Here is a 26401-nt window from a genome sequence, read left to right as displayed (position 1 = left end):
TTTAAGGTACTTCAATTTCGTTAATGATTTTATTGATGATATCCACCGACGTAACGTTTTCAGCTTCGGCTTCATAAGTAACTCCAATTCTATGGCGTAAAATATCGTGTACTACTGCGCGGACATCTTCAGGAATTACATACCCACGACGTTTGATAAAAGCATAACATTTGGCAGCCGTAGCAAGGTTGATACTTCCACGAGGCGAAGCTCCAAAACTGATTAAAGGTTTCAAATCAGCTAATTTATATTTCTCTGGATAACGAGTAGCAAAAATAATATCCAGAATGTATTTTTCAATTTTTTCGTCCATATAGACTTCGCGAACCGCCTCTTGAGCTCTTAAAATTTGTTCAACCGAAACTACAGGATTTACTTTTTCATAGCTTCCCTTAAGGTTTTGACGAATTACTAAACGCTCGTCTTCCATCTTTGGATAATCGATAACTGTTTTTAGCATAAAACGGTCAACCTGAGCTTCAGGTAATTGGTATGTTCCTTCTTGCTCAATAGGGTTTTGAGTTGCTAAAACTAAAAATGGCTTGTCTAATTTGAAAGTAGTATCACCAATAGTAACTTGTTTTTCCTGCATCGCCTCTAGCAAAGCCGATTGTACTTTGGCAGGAGCACGGTTAATCTCATCCGCAAGAACGAAATTAGCAAAAATTGGTCCTTTTTTTATAGAGAATTCGTTGGCTTTAATATTGTAAATCATGGTTCCAATAACATCGGCAGGCAATAAATCTGGCGTAAACTGGATTCTACTAAAAGAACCTTGAATAGCTTGTGAAAGTGTATTTATTGCTAATGTTTTAGCCAATCCTGGAACTCCTTCTAAAAGAATGTGTCCTTGTCCTAAAAGTCCAATTAACAATCTCTCTACCATGTGTTTTTGCCCCACAATAACTTTGTTCATTTCCATTGTGAGAAGGTCTATAAAAGCACTTTCTCTTTCGATTTTTTCATTGATTGCTCTAATGTCTAAAGTCGCTGTATTTTGTTCCATATTGTTATATTTAAACCTCTTGTTTTTGCTATCCTTTATTTGATGGTGCAAATTGAATTTTTTTTTAGAAGTAAGATGTTAAAAAATGGTTAAAACTTCTGCGAAACCCCTAATTTTAAGGACGAATTATGATTGCATTTACCTATTTTTAAGAACTAAAAAAAATAAACAGCAAATTCATAGAATTAACCCCTTAACCATGAGGGGTTACTAAAAAATAAATCATGAGTAAAATTCCATTTTCAAAAATTATTGCCGGCACCATGACTTGGGGAATCTGGGGCAAAAACTGCTCCACCGAACAAATGATAAAGCTTATGAATTCATGTCTTGAAAATGGCATTTCGAGCTTCGATCATGCTGATATTTATGGGGGATATACAACAGAAAAGGATTTTGGAAAAGCTTTTGGAGAAAGCAAAATAGATCGCAATGCTATTCAATTAATTTCAAAATGTGGCATCCAAATGGTGTCTGAAAACAGGACCAATACAATCAAGCATTATGAGTATTCTAAAGATTACATTATAGCCTCGGCAGAGCAATCTTTGAAACATTTGCAAACAGATTATTTAGATCTCTTATTATTACATCGTCCAAGTCCATTAATGCAAGCAGATGAAATTGCCGAAGCTATTGAAAAATTAACAACAACAGGCAAAATTTTGGATTTTGGAGTTTCAAATTTTACGCCTAGTCAATGCAATTTGGTCGAAACCAAAACAAAAATAAACTATAATCAAATTGAATTTTCGATTACTCATTTAGAATCAATGCTTGACGGAAGTTTGGATCACATGCAAACTAACAGAATCACTCCTATGTGCTGGTCTCCTTTGGGAACCGTTTTTAGAAAAGACAACGAGCAATCACAACGCATTCAAAAAGTTGCAAATGAATTAGCTTCCAAATATGAAGTCTCCAATGATATTATTTTATTGGCCTGGATATTGAAACATCCTAGTGGAATTTTACCCGTTTGTGGAACCTCTGACCAAAAACGACTCGCTCATTTAATGCAAGCAACTACTATTGAAATTGAATTGGAAGATTGGTTTTCTCTTTGGACAGCAAGTACTGGAAATGATGTGCCTTAATTAGAAACCCAAAAAACAGCTAAAATTCAACTGTTTTTTGGGTTTCTAAAATAATGCAAACTTATTTTATAATGCTATATTCCCTATATCTGTTACTGTTCCATTAACAACAACTACTCCCGGAATAGTTTTTACCGCAACACCTGAAGCGATATCTGGAGTCAGTGTAACCATATAGATTCCAACAGGCAATCCGTCTAGTTGAAATACTCCTTCCTCATTTGCATAAGCAGATACTGTTGTTGTTCCAACTTCAACAGACGCGACAATCTGATAACCAACCAATACCGGACTGATCGTTCCTTTTATACTTCCCGAAGTTTCGTTGGTTGAAACTCGGATAACTGGATGTAAATTATAAATACCAGAAGCTCCTGCCTGAACAACAATTGAATGTTCTACATCAAAATCTAATAAAAATTCATATGTTTTATCAGCTAGTAACGTCTGGTTAACTTGTAATTTTAATCCAGATTGCTCTGGCTGTGCACTTGGCGTTTTCAAAGTATGTGTAGTACCATCATTAAGCACCACGGTATTATTCTCACCAAGCAATAATCTAATTTGCCCCAAATATCCTGAAGCAACCATATCATCTGCTATTAAAACAGTAACCCCTCCTGTTAAATCCAATAAATTATATACTCCTGGATTTTTCCCAATACTTACCCAGCCTTGATCATCAGTACTTGAGCTGCTTTTTATCAAAACATCTTTAACCTCAAGATTTACTTCCTTATAATCACCTGGAGCATCGGACAATCTTACCATGACTTTTGACGTGCCATCCATACTAGAAGAATCATTATTGTCATTACACCCAATAAAAATGATACTCAACATTGTCATTGTAAAAATAACTAATCTACTTGTTTTAATCTTCTTCATAATTTTTGATAATTACATTTTTAATAAAATTAGTTCATATAAAATCATTAAATTTAAAACGTACAAAATTGTTGCTTTAGTGTGTTTTTTATTCAAACTATTCAGGATTAACAATGATTAACAAACGACTTCTTATCAAAAATCTACTTGCTCACAATGATGAGAGTAGCTTTTATGATAAAAAAAGACAACTAAATTTGCATACCAGAGAAGGCAAAGCAAAATTTTTAAAACATATTTGCGCTTTATCCAATTCTAATCCTACTAACAACTCTTATATCGTGGTAGGTGTTGAAGATGAAAACAATGAAATTGTTGGTGACGATTTTTTTGATGATAGTCGAATTCAAAATTTAGTGAATGCCTTTCTTGAGAATCCTCCAAGAATTCAATATGAAAATGTTCCTTTTCCAAATTTACCAAAGGATAAAGTCATTGGTTTGGTTACTATAAAGCCCAATAGTAAAACTTCTTTCTTTAAAAAAGGAATACATACAATTACTGCCAATAGCATTTTTGTTCGAAGGGGAAGTAACACAATGCCAATTGAGGGAGAAATTGAAAAAAATTTTCAAAATACTGAAACCGTTATTGGCATCGAGAATGTTTCGAGAAACAGTATCGAATATACTCTTGATGGTGTGATAGATTTTATGAATAACCGTCATAAAGATATGGGACCAAAATACAAAGTTTTCAAGGAGTTGTTTGTCATTTGTTGGGCAGGAATTGTCAAGAAATCTAAAAACAAAATTTATTTATCTCGAGTCGATATAGAATTAATTAACGAACAGATTAAATTATTCTATTCAGCTCAAGATGTAGTTGAAATTACTTATGATGAGGATAGTTTTACGATTATTGAATATTTACCTTTAGGTTTAAATGATAAAACCAGTTATTACCCTCTTGAACAGCAAACAATCCATTTTCAGGATAATGGATATTATAAAATTGATCGAAAAATACTTTTTGAGCCTCCGGAATACAATAAGAAAATGCTATTCCATATTTACAACTCAAACATTGCCTTATTATATAAACTGCAAAAAAACAGTAGACTAACGGAACGCGAAAAAAAGGATTTAAATCATTTACCTTCTACTTTTATGATTTGTTACCTCAACGGTTTTGAAGATGCGAAACAAAAGCTGATAGATGCGAAAGAGTTATTAAAACCTTACACACAAGTGTATCTTTCGTTTAAAGAAGCTTTACGCATTTTAAGAAAAATGAAATATGATGTTCAATAAGAGTATTATCGAATCATAATATTTTTTTAATTAACTCAACAATCCTGTTACCCAAGTAACCAAATCAACAATAACTTGACAAACAAAATTAGTCATTAAAAGCAATAAAGTAAGAAGTGCATTCATTTTAAAAAAATTTAAGTAAAATTATAATGATTTTTTATACAAAACAATTTCTAAAAAACAATAATTTTTTGAATCTCAAAAGTACTAAAAATTACTATACTAAACTCAATATCTATCTGAAATTCAACGACTAAAAATAGCATTTCAACCGATTTACTCTTAATAAAAACATAAATTTTACTTTAGGTTTAATTCTTATATTGTTTTTTTAAAACCTTTAAAGCTGAAATCCAGACTTTTTACCTTCTATTTTCTTTTTCCTTAATAAGCTTCTTCATCTCTTTAAAAAAAAAATCAATCGACACTACTTTTCTGCTATTTTTGTAAAAGAACAAATTGAGAATATGAGAACATTAGTAATAGGAGACATACATGGCGGTTTGAGGGCCTTACATCAAATTCTAGAAAGAGCAAGCGTAACCACAAATGACAAACTCATTTTTTTGGGCGATTATGTAGATGGCTGGAGTCAGTCCCCACAAGTAATTGATTTTTTGATTGCATTACAAAAAACTCATGATGTTGTTTGTATCAGAGGTAATCATGATGAGTTACTAAGAGAATGGCTAGAGGATAATAAGGATAATGAACAATGGTATCAGCATGGTGGAGAAGCTACCGTTTTGGCCTATGAAAGTGTAAATAGTGAAACCAAAAAAAAGCATGTGAAATTCTTAGAATCGTTAAAAGATTATCACTTAGATGAACAAAATAGAATGTTCATACACGCTGGCTTTACCAACATGAATGGAGTAAATTATGAATATTTTCCTAAGTTGTTTTATTGGGACAGAACGCTTTGGGAAACTGCATTAGCACTAGACACAAAATTAAAACCAGATCACTTACTCTATCCTAAACGATTTACATTATATAATGAAATCTACATTGGTCACACTCCAGTTTCTCGTATTGGAAAAACCACGCCAGTGCAAAAAGCCAATATCTGGAATATCGATACTAGTGCAGCTTTTAAAGGACCTCTAACAATACTGGATGTGGATACAAAACAGTTTTGGCAAAGCGAACCTTTACCTAGTTTATATCCTACTGAAAAAGGGCGAAATAAAATCTAAATATTATATTTGCCGAAAATTAATTATCTATTTATATTTTCAACAAATGAAAAAAATTATCACAGTTTTATTTTTAGTTTCTTTTGGAATAACAAATGCACAACAAGCTTTTAAAGGCAAAGGTGATGCGAAAATTAATATTGGTGCCAATATTCAAGACGGCGGTTCAGGAATTCAGGGCTCTGCTGATTTTGGTCTTGGTGAAAATTTCTCTTATGGATTTGTGGCTACTTATTTATTAGGAGTAGATAACTATTCCGGTATATATGGAGACACTTCTTATATTAATGAAGAACCAAGTTTTGAAGATCGTTTTGATGCGAAATTTAGAATTAATGCAAATTTAAGCAGTGTAATTGGTGTAGAACAATTAGATATTTATCCAGGTTTAAGCTTAGGATTACACAATTTTGGAGGTCATCTTGGAGGTCGTTACTTTTTTACTGATGGCTTTGGTGTATTTACTGAATTTGGGTTTCCAATTGCAAAGTATAGTAAGAATAAAGAAATATTTGATCATTTAAACAACCAAGTTACATTTAGTATAGGTGCTTCGTTTAATTTGGATTAAATCATAAAAAAAGGCTCATTTAAAATGAGCCTTTTTTTTATTAATTATACTTGTTTTACTTCAGTTCGTAAACATTATTGTTTTGTTTTATATCAGCCATTAAACCGCTAGGATCGATAGTGATTTTCTTGATAGTAGTCTTAGGTTTTCCAATGTTAAATTCGAAAGTAGGAAACGCCCAAGCCCAATCGTTAAGAATAGTTCTTGTAATAGCAGGAGTTGGATTTTCTTTTTCAAAACTCATCATACGTAACGGGATGTAAAAACTTTCTTTGGTTCCATCCGTATACTCTACCAATAGATCAATAGGCATTGGCATTCTTCCTATTCTTTCCAGAGTTATTGTTGTTTTATCACCACTCTCTTTTACATCTTTGATTCCGTAATCAATAGTATTTAACGTTTCCGTCCAATCTACCAAGTACCAATCTAAATTCGCTCCCGAAACACGCTCAGCAGTTCTCTTAATATCATTTGGTGATGGATGTTTGAATTTGAAATCCTGATAGTATTTTTTTACTGTTTTGTCCAAATTATCTTGCCCTATTACATAAATCAATTGAGACAAGAAAATACTTCCTTTTATATAAGAAGAAATACTATAAGGACGATTTTCGTCATAACGATCTCCATGAGTCGTTTGCGGCTGTTCCTTCCCCGATTCTACTAATTTGTAATAATTAGCATAATTACTTTTAAATGGGTTTTCTTCTTTTTTATCTTTTAGTTCGTTCAATGCTAAATCTTCGATATAAGTAGTAAATCCTTCGTCCATCCAAGGATGTTTGGATTCATTGGACGCTAAAATATGTTGAAACCAAGAATGTCCCAACTCATGGGTTGCGGTACCTAAAATTCCTTCTGGAGTTCCGTTACCTAACATTAAAGTACACATAGCATACTCCATTCCGCCATCTCCTCCTTGTATAAACGAATATTGTTTGTATGGATAATCCCCTACTGTTTTATTATAAAAGCCCATAACCTTTACCAGCAAAGGTTCAACTTTTCTCCAGTTTTCAACTACTGTTGGTGTATTTTTGAAAAGGAAATGTAAATCGACATTATTCGGTCCTTTTACAATATCATGCACATAATTTTTATCGGCAGCCCAAGTAAAATCATGAACATTTGGCGCGATAAAATGCCAAGTCAAAGTTTTTTCTTTTTTAGGATATACTACAGTAACTCCATTATCTTGATATCCATGACCTATTTCATTTGGGTTTTGCAAATAACCTGAACCACCCAAAGTATAATCTTTGTCAATGGTAATGTTCACATCAAAATCACCCCAAACGCCATGAAATTCTCTGGCAATATAAGGATCAGCATGCCAGCCTTCAAAATCAAACTCTGCTATTTTTGGGTACCATTGCGCCATTGAAAATTCGATACCTTCTGCATTATTTCGCCCAGAACGACGAATTTGCACGGGTACTTGGCCATCAAAATCTAATGTGAAAGTTGTTTTTGAATTTGGCAAAATTGGTTTAGCTAAAGTCACTTCGAGAATGGTTCCAACTTCTTTAGCAGTAGCAGAAATACCATCTTGTTTGAAATTAGAAATTTTCAAATATCCAATTTCATTTGGCTTAAGATTTTTGATTCGGCTTTCTTTTACCTCTTTGCCATCAACCTTTATTTTGGTAGCCATACGTGGATCAGGATCCTTAATGCTTTGGATTCTGGCATCCATTTCGCTCCCTGGTTGGAAAGCGTTGTTATATAAATGATAATATACTTTTTTTAAAGTATCTGAAGAGTTGTTGGTATAAATCAGTTCTTGTTTTCCTTTGTACAAATAGGTTTTTACATCCATTGTTACATCCATTTTGTAATCGACATGTTGCTGCCAATATCCCTGTTTTTGAGCAAATAAATTGCTACAACTTACAGAAACGAATACAAATAAAAAGAGTTTATGCATGGTATTAAAAATAAAAAATGGAAGAGTTAAAAACTCTTCCATTAGATTAATAGAGGTTAAAATTATTTTTTAGACATTTTTTCTGCCATCAAAAGTGCATTATAAGCATTTACCATTTTGCCAGATTTTGACGTTTTATCAGCTTTGGCTTTTACATCTTGCTGTTCGCCTAAAATAACGTCAGAAGGAAGTGGTGTTCCAGAATCCATCAAAATTTGTTTTACTTGTTTGGCAGATAATTTTGGGTAATACGAACGAATCAAAGCAGCAACTCCAGCAGCATTTGGTGAAGCCATTGACGTTCCTTGCAAATATTTGTATTTATTATTTGGAATAGTTGCATATATTTCATCGCCAGGTGCAAAAACATCTACATTGAAAGCACCATAATTTGAAAATGGAGCAATTATACCATCCCCGTATTGATTAGTTAAAGCTCCTACCGTAAGTACATTTGATGCAAATTCTTTTTTATTATCTTCAGAATCATTTGGGAAGTTTGAGTTTTCATCTAAATCAATATTCTCCCCATCGTTTCCAGCAGCATGGACAAATAGTACATCTTTCTTTTCGGCATATTTTATAGCGTCAAAAACCCATTGTTTATGTGGAGAATAGCTTTTTCCAAAACTACCATTGATTACTTTGGCACCATTATCAACCGCATAACGAATTGCTAAAGCGATATCTTTATCGTACTCATCTCCATCTGGAACTGCACGTACCGCCATAATCTCTACATTATCAGCAACTCCATCCCCTCCAATATTATTACCTCTTACTTGTGCAATAATTCCAGCAACGTGAGTTCCGTGTAACGCTTCTTCTTTGTCTGGTCCGTAAACTGTATTATTACCATATTTGGTGTTTTTAATGTCTTCTGGATTGTCTCCAACCACTTTACGTCCATCAAGATCTTTGTTTAAATTATAATTAAGCTGATCGTAAACATACTTACTGTACTCTTGAATTTCTGCTCTAAAAGTTGGTCCCGCATTTGTTAAAATACGAGACATAATCATTTTGCTCTTAGTCAAATCAGGATCTGTAGTAACGATTCCATTTACATCTTCAAGAGTATAATTTTCTTTTCCTAAATTTGTTTGAATGGCTTTGTCGGTAGCTATTAAGAAATCAACTTGTTGTTTGTCTTTCAAAGCCTTATTATTTTTTTCATCATAAGCTGCCAAAGCGCTTTTATAGGTTGCCGATCCGTCATCACCTTTTTTTACGATTCGAGTCATTTCCAAAGTTTCATGTACAGCATCTCCTAGAAAATTCCAACCATGAATATCATCGATATATCCATTTTTATCATCATCAATTCCGTTTCCAGCAATTTCTTTTTTATTAGTCCAAACCACTGACTTCAAATCTTCGTGATCGATATCTACACCAGAATCTACAATTCCAACAATAACTTTAACTCCTTTTTTACCTTTTAATAGTTCGGCATAGGCTTTATCTACACTCATTCCTGGAATACTATCTTTGGCTAAATCTAAATGTGACCATCTTTGTAATTCAGGTTCACTTAGTTTTCCTTTTTTGGCGGTATAAGTAGTTGCTGTTTGGGCGTTTGCCGAAAGACATAAAGACAAAGCTGTTAGCAAAGCTAATGATGTTAAATTTATTTTATTCATCAGTACGTAGTTTTCAAATTTTATTAATCAACTTCAAAAATAGTAGAAGTAAATTAAAAAATACGCAATCATTAACGCTTTTTTGTGATAAAACGCTTTTAGAATTAGATTTTGTTATAAAAACAAAACGATTAGGTTAATACTATTATATTTTGTAGGAAAATAAAATATATTTTGTATTCTTGCTAAACCTATTTTAAAGTCTTAAACTATGAGAATAAAACTACTCATCCTGCTATTTTTAGCAAATTTATCAATGTCATCACAAAACCTAAATATTCCAGAAAATGGTTTGCTTGCTTATTATTCTTTTACTGGCAATGCGAATGATACTAGCGGAAAAGGAAATAATGGAATTGCTACCGATGTTACTCCAACAGCAGATCGATTCGGAAATAGCAATAGTGCTTACTCTTTTAATGGTACAAGTAGTAACATTGAGGCAGATATAGCTGATTATCCTCTTAAAGGCGAAGCTCGCACGATTACAGGCTGGTTCAAAACAACCACTCCAGTTAACTCAGCAGAAGTTGATTTTTCTCTTTTAAATTATGGGAATATAAATGACCCAAATTATTGGTTTAATATTAGTTTTTATCGCAAAGGATACTTAAACATACAATTTGATTCCAAAATCGTTCAATCCCAAGAAAATTATTTTAATAATCAATGGACCTTTTTTGCATTAACTTTTGATGATTCGAATAACACTTATTCATTATATATAAATGGTGTGTTTAAGATGGGTGGAGCAGCAAGTTTATATACTAATGGCTTAAACAATTTTTTTAGAATTGGAAGAAATAAATTAAACAACTATTTCGAAGGTTCAATTGATGATATCGGAATTTGGAATCGTGTGCTAACTCAGGAAGAAATAGCGGGTTTATTTAATTCTGTAAATGATAATCTTTATACATTAATACCAGATTCAAAATTTGAACAAATACTAATTGATTTTGGAATCGATGACGGTACTATTGACGGGAGAATCTTGACATCTAGAATCAACACTATAGAAAACTTATATGTTAGCAATAGTTCTATTACAGATTTAACAGGAATACAAGACTTTGCAGCATTAAAAAAATTAGATTGTAGTCAAAATTCATTAACAGCGTTAAATATAAGTAAGAATGCATTTTTGACTTCCTTAAGTTGTAACAACAATATATTAGCGACTTTAGATGTAAGTAAAAATAGTGCTTTAGATACTTTAAGCTGTTATACAAATCGATTAACCGTTTTGGATGTAAAAACAAACACGGCTCTGAAAAAATTAGATTGTGGCTCTAACCAAATCACTTCTTTGGATGTAAGTCAAAATACTGCTTTAACATTCTTGGGATGTAATACCAGTCAATTAACCACTTTGGATTTAAATACAAACACTGCATTGACTCTTTTGGATTGTCGTGAAAACAAATTAACCAATTTGAATGTTGCTAATAACACTTCTCTAACTGAGTTATATTGTCAGTCTAATCAATTAACAAATTTGGATATAAGCAAAAATAAAGTTTTGGAATTTTTAAATTGTTCAAAAAATCAGCTAACCAATTTGGATGTAAGCGCAAATACAGTCTTGGTCGGCATATATTGTAATTCTAATCAATTAACGAGTCTAAATTTGAAAAATGGAAACAATGCTAAATTTGGATATCTAAATTTTATAAACAATCCAAATTTAAATTGTATTCAGGTTGATGACGCAACTTTTTCTGATAAGAATTGGGCAACGCAAAAAGATGCAACTGCAAGTTATGATACTAATTGCGCATCTTATTACACTGAGATTCCAGATTCAAATTTTGAACAAAAATTAATTGATTTAGGAATTGATACTGATGGCTTAAACGGAAAAATTACCATTGCCAATATAAGTTCAATTACCAATTTAGATCTTTCAAACAGCAATATTAAAGATTTAACCGGAATTGAAAATTTTACAGCATTAAACATTTTAGATTGTAGCAACAACCAACTTACATCTTTAGATCTTTCTAAAAATACTAATCTTCAAATTCTATATGTAAAAGGTAATCCACTTGTATATTTGAATTTAAAAAACGGAAATAATCAAAACCTTATTGTCGAATCAATAACAAGTAAAAAAGCAAGTGCTACTGGAACTTCCTTTTTAGGAATTACTACTTTGGGTTGTGTAAAAGTAGACAACGCTACTTATTCCAATACAAACTGGTCTAAAATCAAAGAAACAACAACTATCTATTCAGAGACTTGTGCATTAGGTCTTGAAGATTCAGAATTTAATAAAGCTGTTGTATATCCAAATCCAACAAAAGGTGAAATTAACATTCTGAATATTGCAGTAGAAAAAGCAACTGTTTATAATGCTTTAGGACAATTAGTAAAAACATTTTCTTTAGATTCTGGTAACACCAATAACACAATTAATCTATCAGGTCTTCCGAGCGGAGTTTACTACGTATACTTAATCAATCAGGATGCAGCAACGGTTAAAAAAGTTATAATCGAATAATTACTTTTTAGTTAATCTTAAAGAACCCCTAATTTCATTCATCTGAAAATTAGGGGTTCTTTTTTATAAGGTTAGAATCATTTGGAGGTGCCACCTTCCAGATAAAAGGGCTAAATCTTCTTAACGAGTATAAGCCCTTTTATCTGGAAGCTGTCGGGCTATCCGCGCTACTTCGGTAGCTAGCTTCTATCCCTCACCCAGCTAGAAAAACCTTTAGCGAAAACTAGAAACTCACTCTTTTAAAGTATATTAAATTTTAATCTTCATTTTCATTCAAATGTCTAATGATTTCGGCAATCAGCCCTGTCCATCCAGTTTGATGATTCGCACCTAAGCCTTTACCATTATCTCCATCAAAATATTCAAAAAACAAATGATTTTTATTGAAAAGCGGATCATCCTGAAACTTTTTGTATTCTCCATACATCGGAATCTTTTTATTGGTATCAGGCACGAATAAAGCCAATAAACGTTTGGCAACACCCTCAGCAGCTTCTTGTAAATTTACCATATTACCAGACTCAGTAGGGAATTCGACCTTAAAGTCTTTACCATAATAACCATGAAATTTTTCTAAAGAGTCCAAAATCAAATAATTCATAGGAAACCAAATTGGACCTCTCCAATTCGAATTTCCACCAAACATATCACCCGTTGCCTCAGCTGGTGTATAATCTACCTGAATAGTTCCTCCATCATGTTTAAATTTATAAGGATGCTCTTTGTGATATTTGGATAACGAGCGTACTCCAAAATCAGATAAAAACTCCTTTTCGTCAAACATACGTTTTAGAATCATTTTCATACGATGACCTCTAAGAGTAGAGAGTAAACGTGTTTCTCCCTTTCCAGGATTATACCAACTGGAAACCAAACTTGCTAAGTCAGGACGGTTTTTCAAAACCCACTCGACACGACGTCTAAATATCGGAAGTTTTTCCAACAAGTCTGGAGTTAATACCTCAACAGCAAATAAAGGAATTAATCCCACCATCGAACGAATTTTTAGCAATTCGGCATCGCCATTTGCTTTATGAAGCATATCATAATAAAACTGATCATCTTCGTCCCAAAGGCTAACTTTATTGTCTCCCAAAGATTGCATCGCTCCAGAAATATGAAGAAAATGCTCAAAAAATTTGGAAGCCATATCTTGATAAACAGGATTTTTTAATGATATTTCACAGGATATACGCAACATATTCAAGCAATACATTGCCATCCAGCCTGTACCATCGGCTTGTTCCAAATGACCTCCAGTAGGTAAATCGGCAGAGCGGTCAAATACTCCAATATTATCCATTCCAAGGAATCCTCCTCCAAAGATGTTATTACCATTTTCATCTTTCAAATTCACCCACCATGTAAAGTTGAGAAGTAGTTTGTGAAAAATACGTTCCAAGAAAACGGTATCACCAACCCCATTATTAGCTTCTTTATCAATTTCATATACCTTCCAAGTAGCCCAAGCGTGCACTGGCGGATTAACATCCGAGAACGACCATTCATAAGCTGGAATTTGTCCGTTAGGATGCATATAATATTCGCGAAGAATGACCAATAATTGTCTCTTTGCAAAATCTGGATCTAGTCTAGCCAAAGGCAAGCAATGAAAAGCTAAATCCCATGCGGCAAACCAAGGGTATTCCCACTTGTCTGGCATCGAGAGAATATTGGAGGTGTACATGTGTTTCCATGCACTATTGCGTCCCTCTTTTCGATTGGCATCAGGTCTCGGCGTTGATGGATCACCCTTTAACCATTCGAAAACATTGTAATAATACCATTGTTTTGTCCAAAGCATTCCTGCATAAGCTTGACGCTGAATGGATTTTAATTTTTCATCTTTTACTCCTTTTTGAATTTTATCATAGAATTCATCGGCCTCATCTATTCTTTTTTTGAAAATAACATCAAAATTTTCAAAGGCATCTTCGAGAGTGGTATTAGTAAATCGAAGGCGGTATACTTTTTTTCCGTATGCAGGTATGATATCATCATAATGAACTGATGCTTTGGTACCAATGGCTTCTGGATTTACACTATTCTTTTTATCATTAATAATATAGTCATTAATCCCGTCCTTGGCATACGGAGATTGTGCTGGTGACTTATAAAGTTTTTCAAAATTGGTTTTATTGTCACAAAATAATAGTTCTTTGGCATTTTCAGCATATAAATTAAAAGAACCGACCAATCGATGTTGTACTTCAATATGAGATTTTTCTACTCCAGTTAAAGTGGGTTTGTGTTTGTAATTTTCGTACCCCCAACTCCATGTATTTCTAAACCAAATAGTAGGCAGTACCGAAATAGGAGCTGCTATTTTGGAACGGTTTTCTACAGTAACTTTGATTAAAATGTCTTGCTCATCTGCTTTAGCATGTTCTATTGTAATGTCAAAGTATTCATCTTTGTCAAAAACACCTGTATCAAGCAGTTCATATTCGGGTTCTTGACGACTCCGCTTTTTACTTTCTTGAATTAATTTCTCATAAGGGAATGCTGCATGAGGATATTTATACAACATTTTTTGATAAGAATGGGTCGGAGTTGCATCTTGATAATAATAAACTTCCTTCACATCTTCTCCGTGATTGGTTTCGGCTGGTGTTAAACCAAACAAACGTTCTTTTAAGATATGATCTTTGTGATTCCAAAAAGCAAAAGCCAAACAAATATGTTGTTTATTATCTGAAATACCTGCGATGCCTTCTTCTCCCCAGCGATATGCTTTGGAACGAGCCATGTCATGAGTAGTACTCCCCCAAGCGTAACCACTTTGTGAATAATCCTCTCTAACGGTTCCCCACTGTCTTTCACTTAAATAAGGACCCCATTTTTTCCAACCTTTATTGTCGGTTCTTAATCCTAATCGTGCTTTTTCAGCGCCTTTTTCTACATCCGTTTCTGACATATTCTTACAGATTTGATTCTTAGTTGCAATTTAAATAAATCACACGTAAAATTACCTATAGAATTGACAAAAATCAGTGGATATAATTACTCAAACGATATTTGTGGATTGTTTTATTTATTGAATTACAATAAGCTCAGAATTTGCTTAAGTTTTAAAAGTTGAAAGCATTGATCCTTGTTTCATATAGTATTACTTATTGTGAAAAAAGAATGATGATTAAGATTACTTTAATAATTTACATTCTTCAATTATCTTCTAAACCTGAAATATTCCTGTAATGGATGTTTTTTGTTTTTCAACATTTTAGAAACCAACTCCATTCCTATAACTGAAAATGTAATACCGTTTCCACCAAAGCCCAACACAAAATAAGCGCTGTCAAAATTAGGATGTTTACCAATGTAAGGTAATCCATCTTTAGTCTCTCCAAAAGTACCAGCCCAGACAAAATCCATTCTGAAATCATAATTTGGTAAAATTTTCTTCAGATATTTAACCAACTTATCCGACTTCTGATTTAATAATTCATCTCTTTTTTCGGCATTAACAAAATCTTCATCCTCACCACCAATCAATAATCTGTTATCATCGGTTGTCCGCATATATTTATACGGATTTTCAGTATTCCAAAAAAGCGTTTCTCCAAGATAAGGTTGATTGTCTTCAAATCTTTCGCCCACAATAGCATAGGTCGAAAGTAATTTTACAAAATCATCTTTAATGATTTCAATACTTTCAAAACCATTGCAATAAATTATTTTTTTGGCTTTAATGGTCGTTCCGTATTCAGTAATAACCGTCACACCATTTGTTTTGTAAGTAACATTTTTGATATCCGTTTTGTCAAAAATTTGCAATCCTTTTTTGTGATTGTACTCTAAAATATCATGGGTTAATTTAAACGCATCAATACTTCCTCCTTGTTCTGATAAAATTCCTCCATAAGAGTTTTTAATTTGAAACTTTTTATCAATTTCTTCGGCTTCCAACCATTTTACAAGAAAGCCATTTTTTTTTCGAATCTCAAATTCTTTTTTTAATCCGCTCACATCTTTTTGGAATGCAGCAAAATAAAGGGATTGTTTTTTCTTGAAACCACAATCAGATTTTATCTGTTGTACTATTTCTTTCAAGTCATCAATTGATTTATAACACGCCCTGTACGATTCAACAGCAGCAGCTTCGCCAATTAAATCGATGAGTTGATATAGAGGAACGTCAATTTCGTACTGTAACATTGATGTAGTTGCCGAGGTGCTTCCGAAACCAATTTCTCTGCGGTCAATCAGTATTGTTTTGTATCCTTCAGCAATACATTGATACGCAATAAGACTACCGGTAATTCCGCCTCCCACAATAAGAATTTCTGTTTCCAAGTTCTCTCTTACAGATGGGTAAGAGTTAAGAATTCCATTTTTAACTAACCAAAAGGGTTCATTTGATTTTAGTTTCATGGTATTGCTGTTTTTATCAAATTTAAAAAAATATCAGGAAACTATTATATTTTGAATAGAAATTATGAAAATGCAGATTTTAATATAACTCCTAAAAAAAATCGGGTTTTAAAAAAACAGCTTGTCTACATGTTTTTTTAAAATCCGATATTATAAATTCGAATGTATTTTATACTTTTTCTTTCCTTAAGTTTTTTAGCATTTCGACGGTCATCATTTCGAGGTCAAATTGGTGATTCCAACCCCAGTCTTCTCTAGCACTGCTGTCGTCTATACTTGCAGGCCAGCTGTCAGCTATTTTTTGACGGAAATCTGGATTGTAAGTTACTTCAAGTTCGGGAATATGTTTTTTGATTTCGGCAGCAATTTCTGTTGGTGTAAAACTCATAGCTGCTAAATTATAAGAAGAACGGATTTTAATTTGTTCAACGGGTGCTTTCATGATATTGATGGTGGCGGTTATGGCATCGTCCATGTACATCATTGGCATCTTAGTTTCTGAACTCAAAAAACATTCGTATTTACCATCGCTTAACGCTTTGTGATAAATATCTACAGCATAATCTGTAGTTCCTCCGCCTGGAAGTGTCGTCCAGCTAATTAATCCAGGATAACGAATACTTCTAACATCAACACCAAAAAGATTATGATAATACTCGCACCATCTTTCGCCAGCTTGCTTACTGATACCATATACAGTAGAAGGTTCCATGATTGTATATTGCGGTGTATTTTCTTTTGGAGTTGTTGGTCCAAAAACAGCAATGCTGGAAGGCCAGAATATCTTTTTTATTTTTTTAGCTTTTGCCAAGTTCAAAACGTGAAATAGTGAATTCATATTTAGATCCCATGCAAAAGCAGGATTTTTTTCGGCAGTAGCAGATAATAAAGCAGCCATTAAATACACATCGGTAATTTGATGAATTTCGACTAAATGTTCGATTTGATTAAAATCTAAAGCATTAACCACTTCAAAAGGACCAGAATTAACCACGTCATTATTCAACTTCCGAATATCAGAAGCAATTACATTTTCAGTCCCATAAAGGGTTCGAAGTTGATACGTTAATTCGGTTCCTATTTGACCGCAAGCACCTATTATTAAGATCTTTGGATTCATATAACATAATTTTGAACCACAAAGATAACGATTTCGTTAAATATCACATTTTAGCAAAAAAAGTTATAAAAATCACAAAATTGTTTTTAAAATAGGTAATATTTATCTTTTTTGATTGTTTAAATTCAAACAAAAAGAAGAAATACTAACAGATTGTTATTCTGATATTGAAATTCGGTATTATAAATTTACTTTGTAACTTTGTAGCTCAAATAATTTGAAAATGAACAATAAATTAGCGCTACTTTTTTTGGTAATTTTGATGCAGTTTTCGTGTAACAATGCTACCGATAGCCGCCTTGCTGATCAATTAAGAGATGCAAAAAAGAAAGAATTAATTTTTACCAATATAAAAAAAGGGTGGACCTTTTTTGATTCTCCAATCAATACTACTTCCGAAGAATATGTAAAAACTTGGCAGCAATGGCGCGAGTTTATGGATGAATTGGGTAAAAAACCAAAGAAAACAATTGGTGATTTTCAAAAAAAATCTAAAATACTATCAACCAAAGCGATGGCTTTGAACAATAATATTCCAACGCAATTTGATACACCACAGATAAAAAGTAGAATTGCCACTTTGATTACTCAAGTTCAAATGTTGGATTTGTATATCAATCTGACTGATATCTCAGATAAAAAAGTGATAAAACTTGTTGCAGAAATTAATATTGAGCTGGTTTCTTTACAAAGACAAATGGATAAAATTGTAGAGAAAGGTAAAATTCCAATGGAAACCGGAGAATCTGAATTGTTACAGATGATAATGGATACCACCAGAGCCATATCTGGGGCAAGTCCAAGTCTTTCAAATCCAAGCCTATCTAGTCCTATGACGGCAAAAAGTACGAGTAGTTTTATGAATAGCAAAAATCCAAACGGAACAAAACGTTGAGTAAAGCCACTACTATATATTCGGTTTATGATTCTTCACCCAAAACAGTTCAGATTGTAGCTAGTTTACAGGGAAATAATCAAATAAAAATGCATTTGGAAGGTTTGTTGGGATCAGCAACTTCCTTTGTAATTCAGTCTCTTTTTAAGAAATCAGAACTTCCTTTTTTGGTGGTTTTAAATAATAAAGAAGAAGCTGCTTACTATTTGAACGATTTAGAACAAATGATCGGTGAACAAGATGTATTGTTTTATCCGGGTTCTTTTCGTCGTCCGTACCAAATTGAAGAAACGGATAACGCTAATGTTTTACTTCGCTCCGAAGTGCTTAACAGAATAAATTCACGCAAGAAACCTGCCATAATTGTCACTTATCCCGAAGCTCTTTTTGAGAAAGTAGTTACTCGACAAAATTTAGATAAAAACACTTTGAAAGTAGCTATTGGGGATAAAATTTCGATTGATTTTTTGAACGAAGTTTTGTTTGAATACGAATTCAAAAGAGTTGATTTTATAACAGAACCGGGTGAATTTTCAGTTCGTGGAGGTATTGTCGATGTGTTTTCGTTTTCTAATGATAACCCGTATCGAATTGAATTTTTTGGCAATGAAGTAGAGAGTATTCGTAGTTTTGATGTTGCTACGCAATTGTCATTAGAAAAACAGAAAAAAATTACCATTATTCCCAATGTTGAGAATAAAGTTTTTCAGGAAAACAGAGAGAGTTTCCTAGATTATATCAATGAAAAAACGGTATTATTTTTGCAAAATACCGAGAACCTTTTATATGAATTAGACAAGCAATTTGGCAAAGCCGAAGAAGCTTTTGACAAACTTTCTAAAGATATAAAACACGCTACCCCAGAGCAACTGTTCTTAAATCAAAAGGCTTTTATTCATAGAGCTTTGGATTTTTCGATAGTTGAATTTGGATCGAAACCTGTTTTCAAAACAACAAAAAAGTTTGAATTTCACATTCAGCCGCAACCGTCGTTCAACAAACAATTTGATTTGTTGATGAATAATTTGAGTGATAATCATTTTAACGGTTATCAAAATTATTTGTTTTGTTCTAATGAGGCGCAAACCAAACGTTTTCATGATATTTTTGAATCTTTAGACGAAGCCAATTCTGAAAATATTCGTAAACAATATAAAACTATTGTACTGCCATTGTACCAAGGTTTTATCGATCAGGAAAACCAAATTTGTTGTTATACGGATCATCAAATTTTTGAACGTTATCATAAATTTAGCATCAAAAACGGCTATTCAAAAAAGCAAAATCTAACCTTAAAAGAACTGACGACTTTATCCGTTGGCGATTATGTAACACATATTGACCACGGAATTGGAAAGTTTGGTGGTTTACAAAAAATACAAGTCGAAGGCAAAACACAAGAAGCGATTAAACTCGTGTATGCCGATAATGATATTGTGTATGTGAGTATTCACTCATTACACAAAATTTCCAAATACAACGGAAAAGACGGAACGCCACCCAAAATTTATAAATTAGGTTCGAATGCTTGGAAGGTTTTAAAACAAAAAACCAAAGCAAGAGTCAAACATATTGCCTTCAATTTGATTCAGTTGTATGCGAAGCGTAGATTAGAAAAAGGATTCCAATTTGCGCCTGACAGTTATTTGCAAAATGAGTTAGAAAGTTCTTTTATTTACGAAGACACACCCGACCAAATCAAATCGACTCAAGAAGTCAAAGCCGATATGGAAAGCGAACGTCCAATGGATCGTTTGGTTTGCGGAGATGTTGGTTTTGGTAAAACGGAAGTAGCCATTCGTGCCGCCTTCAAAGCTGTGGATAATAGCAAGCAAGTAGCAATTTTGGTTCCGACCACTATTTTGGCTTACCAACATTATCGAACTTTTACCGAACGATTGAAAGATATGCCAGTTTCTGTCGGATATCTGAATCGTTTTAGAACTGCTAAACAAAAGGCAGAAACCTTAAAGCAATTAGCCGAAGGAAAACTTGATATTGTCATTGGAACACACCAATTGGTTAATAAAAATGTAGTTTTCAAAGATCTGGGATTATTGATTGTAGATGAGGAACAAAAATTTGGGGTTAATGTAAAAGACAAACTCAAAACCATTGCTGCCAATGTCGATACCTTGACTTTGACGGCAACACCAATTCCGAGAACTTTACAATTTTCGTTGATGGCAGCCCGAGATTTATCGGTAATTACAACACCTCCGCCAAACCGATATCCTATAGAAACGAATGTAGTTGGATTTAATGAAGAATTAATTCGAGACGCGATTTCGTATGAAATTCAGCGAAATGGACAGGTTTTCTTTATAAATAATCGAATCGAAAACATTAAGGAAATTGCAGGAATGATTCAGCGTTTAGTGCCAAGCGCCCGAGTGGGAATTGGTCACGGACAAATGGAAGGAGCAAAACTCGAGGAATTGATGTTGGCTTTTATGAATGGAGAGTTCGATGTTTTGGTAGCAACTACAATTATCGAAAGCGGATTGGATGTTCCAAATGCAAATACTATTTTTATTAATAATGCCAATAATTTTGGATTGTCTGATTTGCATCAAATGCGAGGTAGAGTTGGGCGTAGCAACAAGAAAGCATTTTGTTATTTCATCTGTCCGCCGTATTCTCACATGACTGAAGATGCCCGAAAACGAATTCAGGCTTTGGAACAATTCAGCGAATTGGGAAGCGGTTTGAATATTGCGATGAAAGATCTTGAAATTCGTGGCGCCGGAGATTTATTAGGTGGGGAACAAAGTGGTTTTATCAATGATATTGGTTTTGATACGTATCAAAAAATCATGAATGAAGCCATCGAGGAGTTGAAAGAAAATGAATTCAAGGAGTTATATCCTGAAGAGAATAATATAGAAACCAAGGAATATGTAAAAGACCTGCAAATCGACACCGATTTTGAGTTGTTGTTTTCAGATGAATATATCAATAATGTCACCGAACGTTTGAGTTTATACAACGAATTAGGTTCTGTTAAAAATGAAGAAGAATTGGTTATTTTTCAAAATAAACTGATTGACCGTTTTGGTCCAATGCCACCAAGAGCCAATGCTTTAATGAACAGTATTCGCATCAAATGGATCGCGACTAGAGTTGGAATTGAAAAACTAGTGATGAAAAAAGGAAAAATGATTGGTTATTTTGTGTCCGATCAGCAATCGGATTATTACCATTCGCAACGTTTTCATAAAGTGATTCAGTTTGTACAAACACATAATAATATATGTGTAATGAAAGAAAAGCAAACGCCTGCAGGCTTACGTCTTTTATTAACTTTTGATAATGTAAAATCGACTAGAGTTGCATTGGAAATGATGGAGTTATTGGGTGGGGAAAAATAATGTTGTTTGGAATCTAAAAATTAAAAAATATGGATGTAGTTAAATTTAAAATCACGCCTAAAACAATTAAAGTTGAAGTTCGTAATTCTAATAATTATGTATTTGATTTTAATAAAGCTGTAGAGATGCAGAAAGAGGATAGAGATGTATTATTAAAATTATACAACGCTTTAGATTTACTATTTAGAAAAGAAAATGTAATTGAAGTAAAAAATCATATTTCTCCAAATCAAACTAATATACTTGACCAAATTAACGAGGTTGGAAGTTTAGAATAAATTAAAAAGTCAGAAGGTTAGCCTTGGGACTATCAATATGGTGTTCATTTGTACTTGATAGTTTAAATTTTCTCTTTTCAAAAATATTATTTTTAATCACTATATTTGATTTTTACAAATTCATTCTCAATGAAATTAAAATCAATAGACGAATTTTATCAGGAAATCTCAGGAGGCTCTAATCCTGATTCGAGTTCATTACTGCCCAAAGACATTCAAAAAGAAATTGGTCATTTTAATGTTTTTAATATTAAAGACCTTTATGAGAGACTAAAAGACAAGTCTTTTATGCCTTATGATCGAAGAGCATATTTTAAAATTAGTTTGATCCGAGGAAAAAACAGAGTTGAGTATGCAGATCGTATAATTGAAATTGAACACAATGCACTACTATTTGCCACACCAAAAATTCCCTATAACTATGTTCCGCAAGACTCTGAACAATCAGGTCATTTTTGTGTGTTCACAAGTGAATTTTTGACTAAGGACAAAAGTGGAATAGAGTTGGATAAGTTGCCTATTTTTCAAACAGATGGCTATCCAGTTTTTCAGTTAACAGAAGAGGAAGCAATTGCAATTGATTTGATATTCAAAAAAATACACCAAGAAATCAATTCAGATTATGTCTATAAATACGATTTAATTCGGAATTATGTGGCTGAACTAATTCATTTCGGACAAAAGTTACAGCCTGTTACAGCATTATATTCTAAACATAATTCGGCAGCTAGAGTTTCTTCATTATTTGTAGAATTACTCGAAAGACAATTTCCAATTGAATCTCCTCGGCAACGGTTGGAATTAAAATCAGCCAAAGATTTTGCAACACGTTTGTCAATTCATGTAAATCATCTCAATAAAGTTTTAAAAGAAAATACAGGTAAAACAACCACCGAGTTAATCAGCGATCGATTGATTCATGAAGCCAAGATTTTATTAAAAGAAACGGATTGGAACATTTCGGAAATTGCTTATTCTTTAGGTTTTGAAGAGTTGGCTCATTTTTCTAATTTCTTCAAAAAACAAACGACAGTATCTCCAGTATCTTTTAGAGTATAAATAAACTAATTTGAATTTTACAAACTTCGGATTGATATTTACAACTTGGAAGCTTTACTTCGGAACTAATTTTGTCTCATTAATTTAAAACAAAATTTAAGATGGAAAATAAAAACAAAATAGCTTTAGTTACAGGTGGAAGTCGCGGATTAGGAAAAGACATGGCTTTAAATCTTGCTAAAAAAGGACTCGATATAGTATTAACTTACAATAGCAAAAAAGAAGAAGCCGAAGTAGTAGTCAATGAAATTGAAAAATTAGGTCAAAAAGCAGTTGCGATTCAATTGAATGTTGCCGAAGTGGATAGCTTTGATTCCTTTTTTCAAGAAACCTCAACCGCTTTAAAAGAAACATTCGGCACCGATAAAATTGATTTTTTAATCAACAATGCAGGTATTGGTCTTCATGAAAGTTTTGCAACTACTACTGCAGATCAATTTGATACTTTGGTTAATATTCAATTCAAAGGACCTTTTTTTCTAACCCAAAAAGCTTTGGAAATACTCAATGATGGTGGCGGAATTGTAAATATTTCTTCAGGATTGACACGGTTTTCATTTCCTGGATATGCTGCCTATGCAAGTATGAAAGGTGCTATGGAAACATTAACCAAATACCAAGCAAAAGAATTGGGTGCAAGAAAAATCAGAGTCAATATTGTTGCTCCTGGAGCTATAGAAACTGATTTTGGTGGAGGAGCAGTTCGCGATAATGAACAGTTGAATCAGTTTATTTCTTCGGTAACTGCATTAGGACGAGTAGGTTTGCCAGATGATATTGGCAGCGTAATTGCTTTTTTATGTACTGATGATGCAAAATGGGTAAATGGACAACGAATAGAAGTTTCGGGAGGAATGAATTTATAAATCTGTGATAAATAATTACCAAAAAAGAAGCCTAAAAAGCTTCTTTTTTTGTTTCAATTACTAGCATTGTAACTAACCTGAACATTATAAACTAATTTAATCTAATTAGTAAGCCATAAAAGCAAAAGGGCATATACATTAAATTTACACACCCTAATTACTAACCAAAATTTAATTTTATAATTATTTAATTATTAACTTCTTAGAAACGGTATATTCATTAGTAGAAATGCTAACAATGTATAAACCAGTTCCTAGATTATGATAGATTATAGAAGAAGAATCAAGCTTAATTGTCATTACCGTTTTTCCGTTCATATCTGTAATTATTACGTTGGCAGAATCTCCCAATTGTAACTTAGGTAAATCAATGTTGAACTGCTTGTTAGTTGCAGGATTTGGATAAACTGTAACTAAACTTGGAGAATCTTCAGTTACAACTCCTTTTTCAGTCGTCACCTTTGAAGTACCAGCGGCAGTAGTCTCAAGTTGCCATTGTGCACTGTAAAAACTATCTTGAGCTCCTGCATATTGAGCAAAACCCGTTTGTCCTTCTACATTTACGATACTCCCTGGTTGCCATTTGTTTCTAATTCTAATCCAAGTGCCGTCTATATATTCTGGTGTCCATTGAGCACTTGCCCAAGCAGTATTAATTCCTCCACATTGCACAGCACCAGTTTGATTTTCGATATGCATAAATTCTCCCGTCCCTAAGTTTTTAAAGTGAGTATAGCGACCATCTATCATTACTTTTTCCCAGCGATAGGTATTGTTGGCAACTGTTGTCCCGTAACCAACATTTGCACCCGCATCATATAGATAAGTTCCTTTCCATCTGTTTTTAATCGTATAGTAATACCCATTAGTAACAACAAGATATTGATACGGATTTAAAGTTAAGGTTGCTCCAGAAGTTAGAGTGATATTTGCTCCGGTATATACCTCTTTAAAAGATCCAGCCATTGCTGCCGGTATCACAAAGGTAGTCGTCGAACCTCTAAGGTTTGTAATTACAGTTACTTTTTCACTACCAGATGTTTTGGTAAATGCACAAACATTGGTGTTTGAATAATTAGTCATTGTACCTCGTCTTACCGCTACACTTGAGTTTCTAAAATTTAGTATTTTAGTAAAATCTGTTTTAGCAGTGGTATTGCTCCAATTGATTTTTACAGTAGTATAAGGCCACGGAATAACTTGGTTAAAATCGACTTCTTGTCCACTGGTCAAAAACGGAACTCCTCTCATATAAGCAGATATAAGAAAATTGGCAATTACACCATCATGGCCTCCAAAAACATTCATAGCTGTTTCTGAGGTTTCTGTGTCATGATTAGCAGTATATCTAGCTACTTGCTGTGAAGCATTTGCAGAAGTATATTCAGTATTCGTAGTGGTTTGAATTTGAGCAACAGAAGTACCTGCGTGAATGGGTTTTATCGCATCATTGTACCATTTAAATCCAAAATTCATATCAAAACCAGAAGTGAAATTTTGCGCAAAAGCCCCTTCGGCAAACATTAATAATTTATGCGAAGAAATACCTCTTAAATTACTAATCGCCTGAGTCCAAAAAGAAGCAGGCGAATTATCTACGAAGTCACAACGATAACCATCAATATTGGCTGCAAAAATCCAATATCGCATGGCGTCAATCATTGCACTCTTCATAGGACTGCTATTGAAATTTAAAGCAGCCACATCTGGATAAGGATTCAATGGTTGTATAACCCCATTGCTTTGCACATAATAATCCGGATGTTGTGTTATCCATGCGTGATCCCACGAAGTTTGATTGGCAACCCAGTCAAGTATCACAGCCATTCCTCTGTTATGAGCTGCATCTACAAGGTTTCGTAAATCGGTTAATGACCCATACTCAGAACCTACTGTTTTGAAATCCTTAATACAATAAGGAGACTTAGAGCTTCTTGAATCAGTACCATAAGGATAAATTGGCATCAAATACACCACATTGATGCCAAGTGCTTTAATTCGATCTAAATCTGCAGTAACCGAAGCCAGATTACCCGCAGTACTATAGGGTCGAATGTGAACCTGATATAGATTTACATCCCTCGTATCGGGAACTCCTTGATAAGGTGTTCCATATTGTACAGGATCCTGAGCATAAACACATCCTGTCATTAGCACCATAAAAATCAGTACTTTTCTAGACAAATTAAACAGCCAGTCCTTAGATGAACTACTGCTAACAGCAAATAATTTAGTAATTTTTTTCATTTTCATAATTTGGTTTTTTGGCATAGGTTTAGCCCTATCATTAACTAAAGTTGATTTAGCCAATGAATAAGAAAACCTAATCGTTAATAGTTAATAAA

The 26401-nt window shown here is 33.3% G+C and carries 18 protein-coding genes; 10 read left to right on the top strand and 8 right to left on the bottom strand.

Going from position 1 to position 26401, the window contains the following annotated elements; translation table 11 throughout:
• Position 1: 1 nt before the first annotated feature.
• Positions 2 to 1006, bottom strand: coding sequence for a MoxR family ATPase (locus CLU82_RS09515; protein ID WP_100842873.1), 1005 nt, complete (start codon positions 1004 to 1006; stop codon positions 2 to 4).
• A gap of 224 nt (positions 1007 to 1230) precedes the next feature.
• Here CLU82_RS09515 and CLU82_RS09510 point away from each other — a divergent pair, with 224 nt between their 5' ends.
• Positions 1231 to 2103 carry an aldo/keto reductase family oxidoreductase gene (locus CLU82_RS09510; RefSeq protein ID WP_100842872.1) on the top strand — a complete coding sequence of 291 codons (873 nt, stop codon included), beginning with the start codon at positions 1231 to 1233 and terminating at the stop codon, positions 2101 to 2103.
• 66 nt (positions 2104 to 2169) lie between these two features.
• Here CLU82_RS09510 and CLU82_RS09505 read toward each other — a convergent pair whose 3' ends face one another.
• Positions 2170 to 2991 (bottom strand): DUF4382 domain-containing protein, encoded by an 822-nt coding sequence (locus CLU82_RS09505; RefSeq protein WP_100842871.1) that lies wholly within the window; start codon positions 2989 to 2991, stop codon positions 2170 to 2172.
• Positions 2992 to 3104: 113 nt separating this feature from the next.
• Between CLU82_RS09505 and CLU82_RS09500 the strand changes: the two genes are divergently transcribed.
• The 3 genes from CLU82_RS09500 to CLU82_RS09490 all read left to right on the top strand — a co-directional run bounded on the left by CLU82_RS09500 (position 3105) and on the right by CLU82_RS09490 (position 6017).
• Complete coding sequence (locus tag CLU82_RS09500; RefSeq protein ID WP_100842870.1) at positions 3105 to 4244, top strand: ATP-binding protein; 1140 nt, start codon at positions 3105 to 3107, stop codon at positions 4242 to 4244.
• A gap of 470 nt (positions 4245 to 4714) precedes the next feature.
• Positions 4715 to 5446 carry a metallophosphoesterase gene (locus CLU82_RS09495; RefSeq protein ID WP_100842869.1) on the top strand — a complete coding sequence of 244 codons (732 nt, stop codon included), beginning with the start codon at positions 4715 to 4717 and terminating at the stop codon, positions 5444 to 5446.
• Between the two features lie 46 nt (positions 5447 to 5492).
• Complete coding sequence (locus CLU82_RS09490; RefSeq protein WP_100842868.1) at positions 5493 to 6017, top strand: DUF6646 family protein; 525 nt, start codon at positions 5493 to 5495, stop codon at positions 6015 to 6017.
• Positions 6018 to 6072: 55 nt separating this feature from the next.
• Here CLU82_RS09490 and CLU82_RS09485 read toward each other — a convergent pair whose 3' ends face one another.
• Both CLU82_RS09485 and CLU82_RS09480 read right to left on the bottom strand, forming a co-directional pair.
• Complete coding sequence (locus CLU82_RS09485) at positions 6073 to 7947, bottom strand: M1 family metallopeptidase (protein WP_100844994.1); 1875 nt, start codon at positions 7945 to 7947, stop codon at positions 6073 to 6075.
• A 62-nt stretch (positions 7948 to 8009) separates the two neighbouring features.
• Entirely contained in the window at positions 8010 to 9590 is a 1581-nt protein-coding gene (locus CLU82_RS09480) for a S8 family peptidase (RefSeq protein ID WP_100842867.1), read from the bottom strand.
• Between the two features lie 211 nt (positions 9591 to 9801).
• Between CLU82_RS09480 and CLU82_RS09475 the strand changes: the two genes are divergently transcribed.
• The gene (locus tag CLU82_RS09475) at positions 9802 to 12093 is read left to right on the top strand and encodes a LamG-like jellyroll fold domain-containing protein (RefSeq protein WP_100842866.1); all 2292 of its coding nucleotides are present in this window, start codon (positions 9802 to 9804) and stop codon (positions 12091 to 12093) included.
• 256 nt (positions 12094 to 12349) lie between these two features.
• Here CLU82_RS09475 and CLU82_RS09470 read toward each other — a convergent pair whose 3' ends face one another.
• The 3 genes from CLU82_RS09470 to CLU82_RS09460 all read right to left on the bottom strand — a co-directional run bounded on the left by CLU82_RS09470 (position 12350) and on the right by CLU82_RS09460 (position 17587).
• Positions 12350 to 15010: a glucosidase gene (locus CLU82_RS09470; RefSeq protein WP_100842865.1), complete on the bottom strand. Its 2661-nt coding sequence runs from the start codon at positions 15008 to 15010 to the stop codon at positions 12350 to 12352.
• 251 nt (positions 15011 to 15261) lie between these two features.
• Positions 15262 to 16467, bottom strand: coding sequence for an FAD-binding oxidoreductase (locus tag CLU82_RS09465; protein ID WP_100842864.1), 1206 nt, complete (start codon positions 16465 to 16467; stop codon positions 15262 to 15264).
• 169 nt (positions 16468 to 16636) lie between these two features.
• On the bottom strand, positions 16637 to 17587 hold the full coding sequence (locus CLU82_RS09460; protein WP_100842863.1) for an L-threonine 3-dehydrogenase: 951 nt from the start codon (positions 17585 to 17587) through the stop codon (positions 16637 to 16639).
• A 223-nt stretch (positions 17588 to 17810) separates the two neighbouring features.
• On the opposite strand from CLU82_RS09460, the gene CLU82_RS09455 reads away from it, so the two are divergent.
• The 5 genes from CLU82_RS09455 (at position 17811) to CLU82_RS09435 (ending at position 24056) form a co-directional block, all read left to right on the top strand.
• Positions 17811 to 18482 carry a hypothetical protein gene (locus tag CLU82_RS09455; RefSeq protein WP_198520211.1) on the top strand — a complete coding sequence of 224 codons (672 nt, stop codon included), beginning with the start codon at positions 17811 to 17813 and terminating at the stop codon, positions 18480 to 18482.
• A gap of 89 nt (positions 18483 to 18571) precedes the next feature.
• Positions 18572 to 21853, top strand: a complete 3282-nt coding sequence (mfd, locus tag CLU82_RS09450) for a transcription-repair coupling factor (protein ID WP_369829046.1) — start codon at positions 18572 to 18574, stop codon at positions 21851 to 21853.
• A 29-nt stretch (positions 21854 to 21882) separates the two neighbouring features.
• Positions 21883 to 22131: a hypothetical protein gene (locus tag CLU82_RS09445; protein ID WP_100842861.1), complete on the top strand. Its 249-nt coding sequence runs from the start codon at positions 21883 to 21885 to the stop codon at positions 22129 to 22131.
• 129 nt (positions 22132 to 22260) lie between these two features.
• A complete protein-coding gene (locus CLU82_RS09440) occupies positions 22261 to 23190 on the top strand; it encodes an AraC family transcriptional regulator (protein WP_100842860.1) in 930 nt (309 codons plus the stop codon).
• Positions 23191 to 23291: 101 nt separating this feature from the next.
• The gene (locus CLU82_RS09435; protein ID WP_100842859.1) at positions 23292 to 24056 is read left to right on the top strand and encodes an SDR family NAD(P)-dependent oxidoreductase; all 765 of its coding nucleotides are present in this window, start codon (positions 23292 to 23294) and stop codon (positions 24054 to 24056) included.
• 183 nt (positions 24057 to 24239) lie between these two features.
• On the opposite strand, the gene CLU82_RS09430 is transcribed toward CLU82_RS09435, so the two are convergent.
• Complete coding sequence (locus CLU82_RS09430; RefSeq protein WP_198520210.1) at positions 24240 to 26303, bottom strand: alpha-amylase family glycosyl hydrolase; 2064 nt, start codon at positions 26301 to 26303, stop codon at positions 24240 to 24242.
• Positions 26304 to 26401: the final 98 nt, after the last annotated feature.

Source organism: Flavobacterium sp. 5 (assembly GCF_002813295.1).
Taxonomy (GTDB): Bacteria; Bacteroidota; Bacteroidia; order Flavobacteriales; family Flavobacteriaceae; genus Flavobacterium.
This window is presented reverse-complemented; position numbering and strand designations above follow the sequence as displayed.

Coding starts and splice junctions, on each gene's coding strand:
- CLU82_RS09460 (WP_100842863.1), bottom strand. CDS start 17,587: ATGAATCCAAAGATCTTAATAATAGGTGCTTGCGGTCAAATAGGAACC.
- CLU82_RS09470 (WP_100842865.1), bottom strand. CDS start 15,010: ATGTCAGAAACGGATGTAGAAAAAGGCGCTGAAAAAGCACGATTAGGA.
- CLU82_RS09490 (WP_100842868.1), top strand. CDS start 5,493: ATGAAAAAAATTATCACAGTTTTATTTTTAGTTTCTTTTGGAATAACA.
- CLU82_RS09495 (WP_100842869.1), top strand. CDS start 4,715: ATGAGAACATTAGTAATAGGAGACATACATGGCGGTTTGAGGGCCTTA.
- CLU82_RS09435 (WP_100842859.1), top strand. CDS start 23,292: ATGGAAAATAAAAACAAAATAGCTTTAGTTACAGGTGGAAGTCGCGGA.
- CLU82_RS09500 (WP_100842870.1), top strand. CDS start 3,105: ATGATTAACAAACGACTTCTTATCAAAAATCTACTTGCTCACAATGAT.
- CLU82_RS09445 (WP_100842861.1), top strand. CDS start 21,883: ATGGATGTAGTTAAATTTAAAATCACGCCTAAAACAATTAAAGTTGAA.
- CLU82_RS09465 (WP_100842864.1), bottom strand. CDS start 16,467: ATGAAACTAAAATCAAATGAACCCTTTTGGTTAGTTAAAAATGGAATT.
- CLU82_RS09485 (WP_100844994.1), bottom strand. CDS start 7,947: ATGCATAAACTCTTTTTATTTGTATTCGTTTCTGTAAGTTGTAGCAAT.
- CLU82_RS09480 (WP_100842867.1), bottom strand. CDS start 9,590: ATGAATAAAATAAATTTAACATCATTAGCTTTGCTAACAGCTTTGTCT.
- CLU82_RS09440 (WP_100842860.1), top strand. CDS start 22,261: ATGAAATTAAAATCAATAGACGAATTTTATCAGGAAATCTCAGGAGGC.
- CLU82_RS09510 (WP_100842872.1), top strand. CDS start 1,231: ATGAGTAAAATTCCATTTTCAAAAATTATTGCCGGCACCATGACTTGG.
- CLU82_RS09475 (WP_100842866.1), top strand. CDS start 9,802: ATGAGAATAAAACTACTCATCCTGCTATTTTTAGCAAATTTATCAATG.
- CLU82_RS09430 (WP_198520210.1), bottom strand. CDS start 26,303: ATGAAAAAAATTACTAAATTATTTGCTGTTAGCAGTAGTTCATCTAAG.
- CLU82_RS09505 (WP_100842871.1), bottom strand. CDS start 2,991: ATGAAGAAGATTAAAACAAGTAGATTAGTTATTTTTACAATGACAATG.
- CLU82_RS09455 (WP_198520211.1), top strand. CDS start 17,811: ATGAACAATAAATTAGCGCTACTTTTTTTGGTAATTTTGATGCAGTTT.
- mfd (WP_369829046.1), top strand. CDS start 18,572: ATGCATTTGGAAGGTTTGTTGGGATCAGCAACTTCCTTTGTAATTCAG.
- CLU82_RS09515 (WP_100842873.1), bottom strand. CDS start 1,006: ATGGAACAAAATACAGCGACTTTAGACATTAGAGCAATCAATGAAAAA.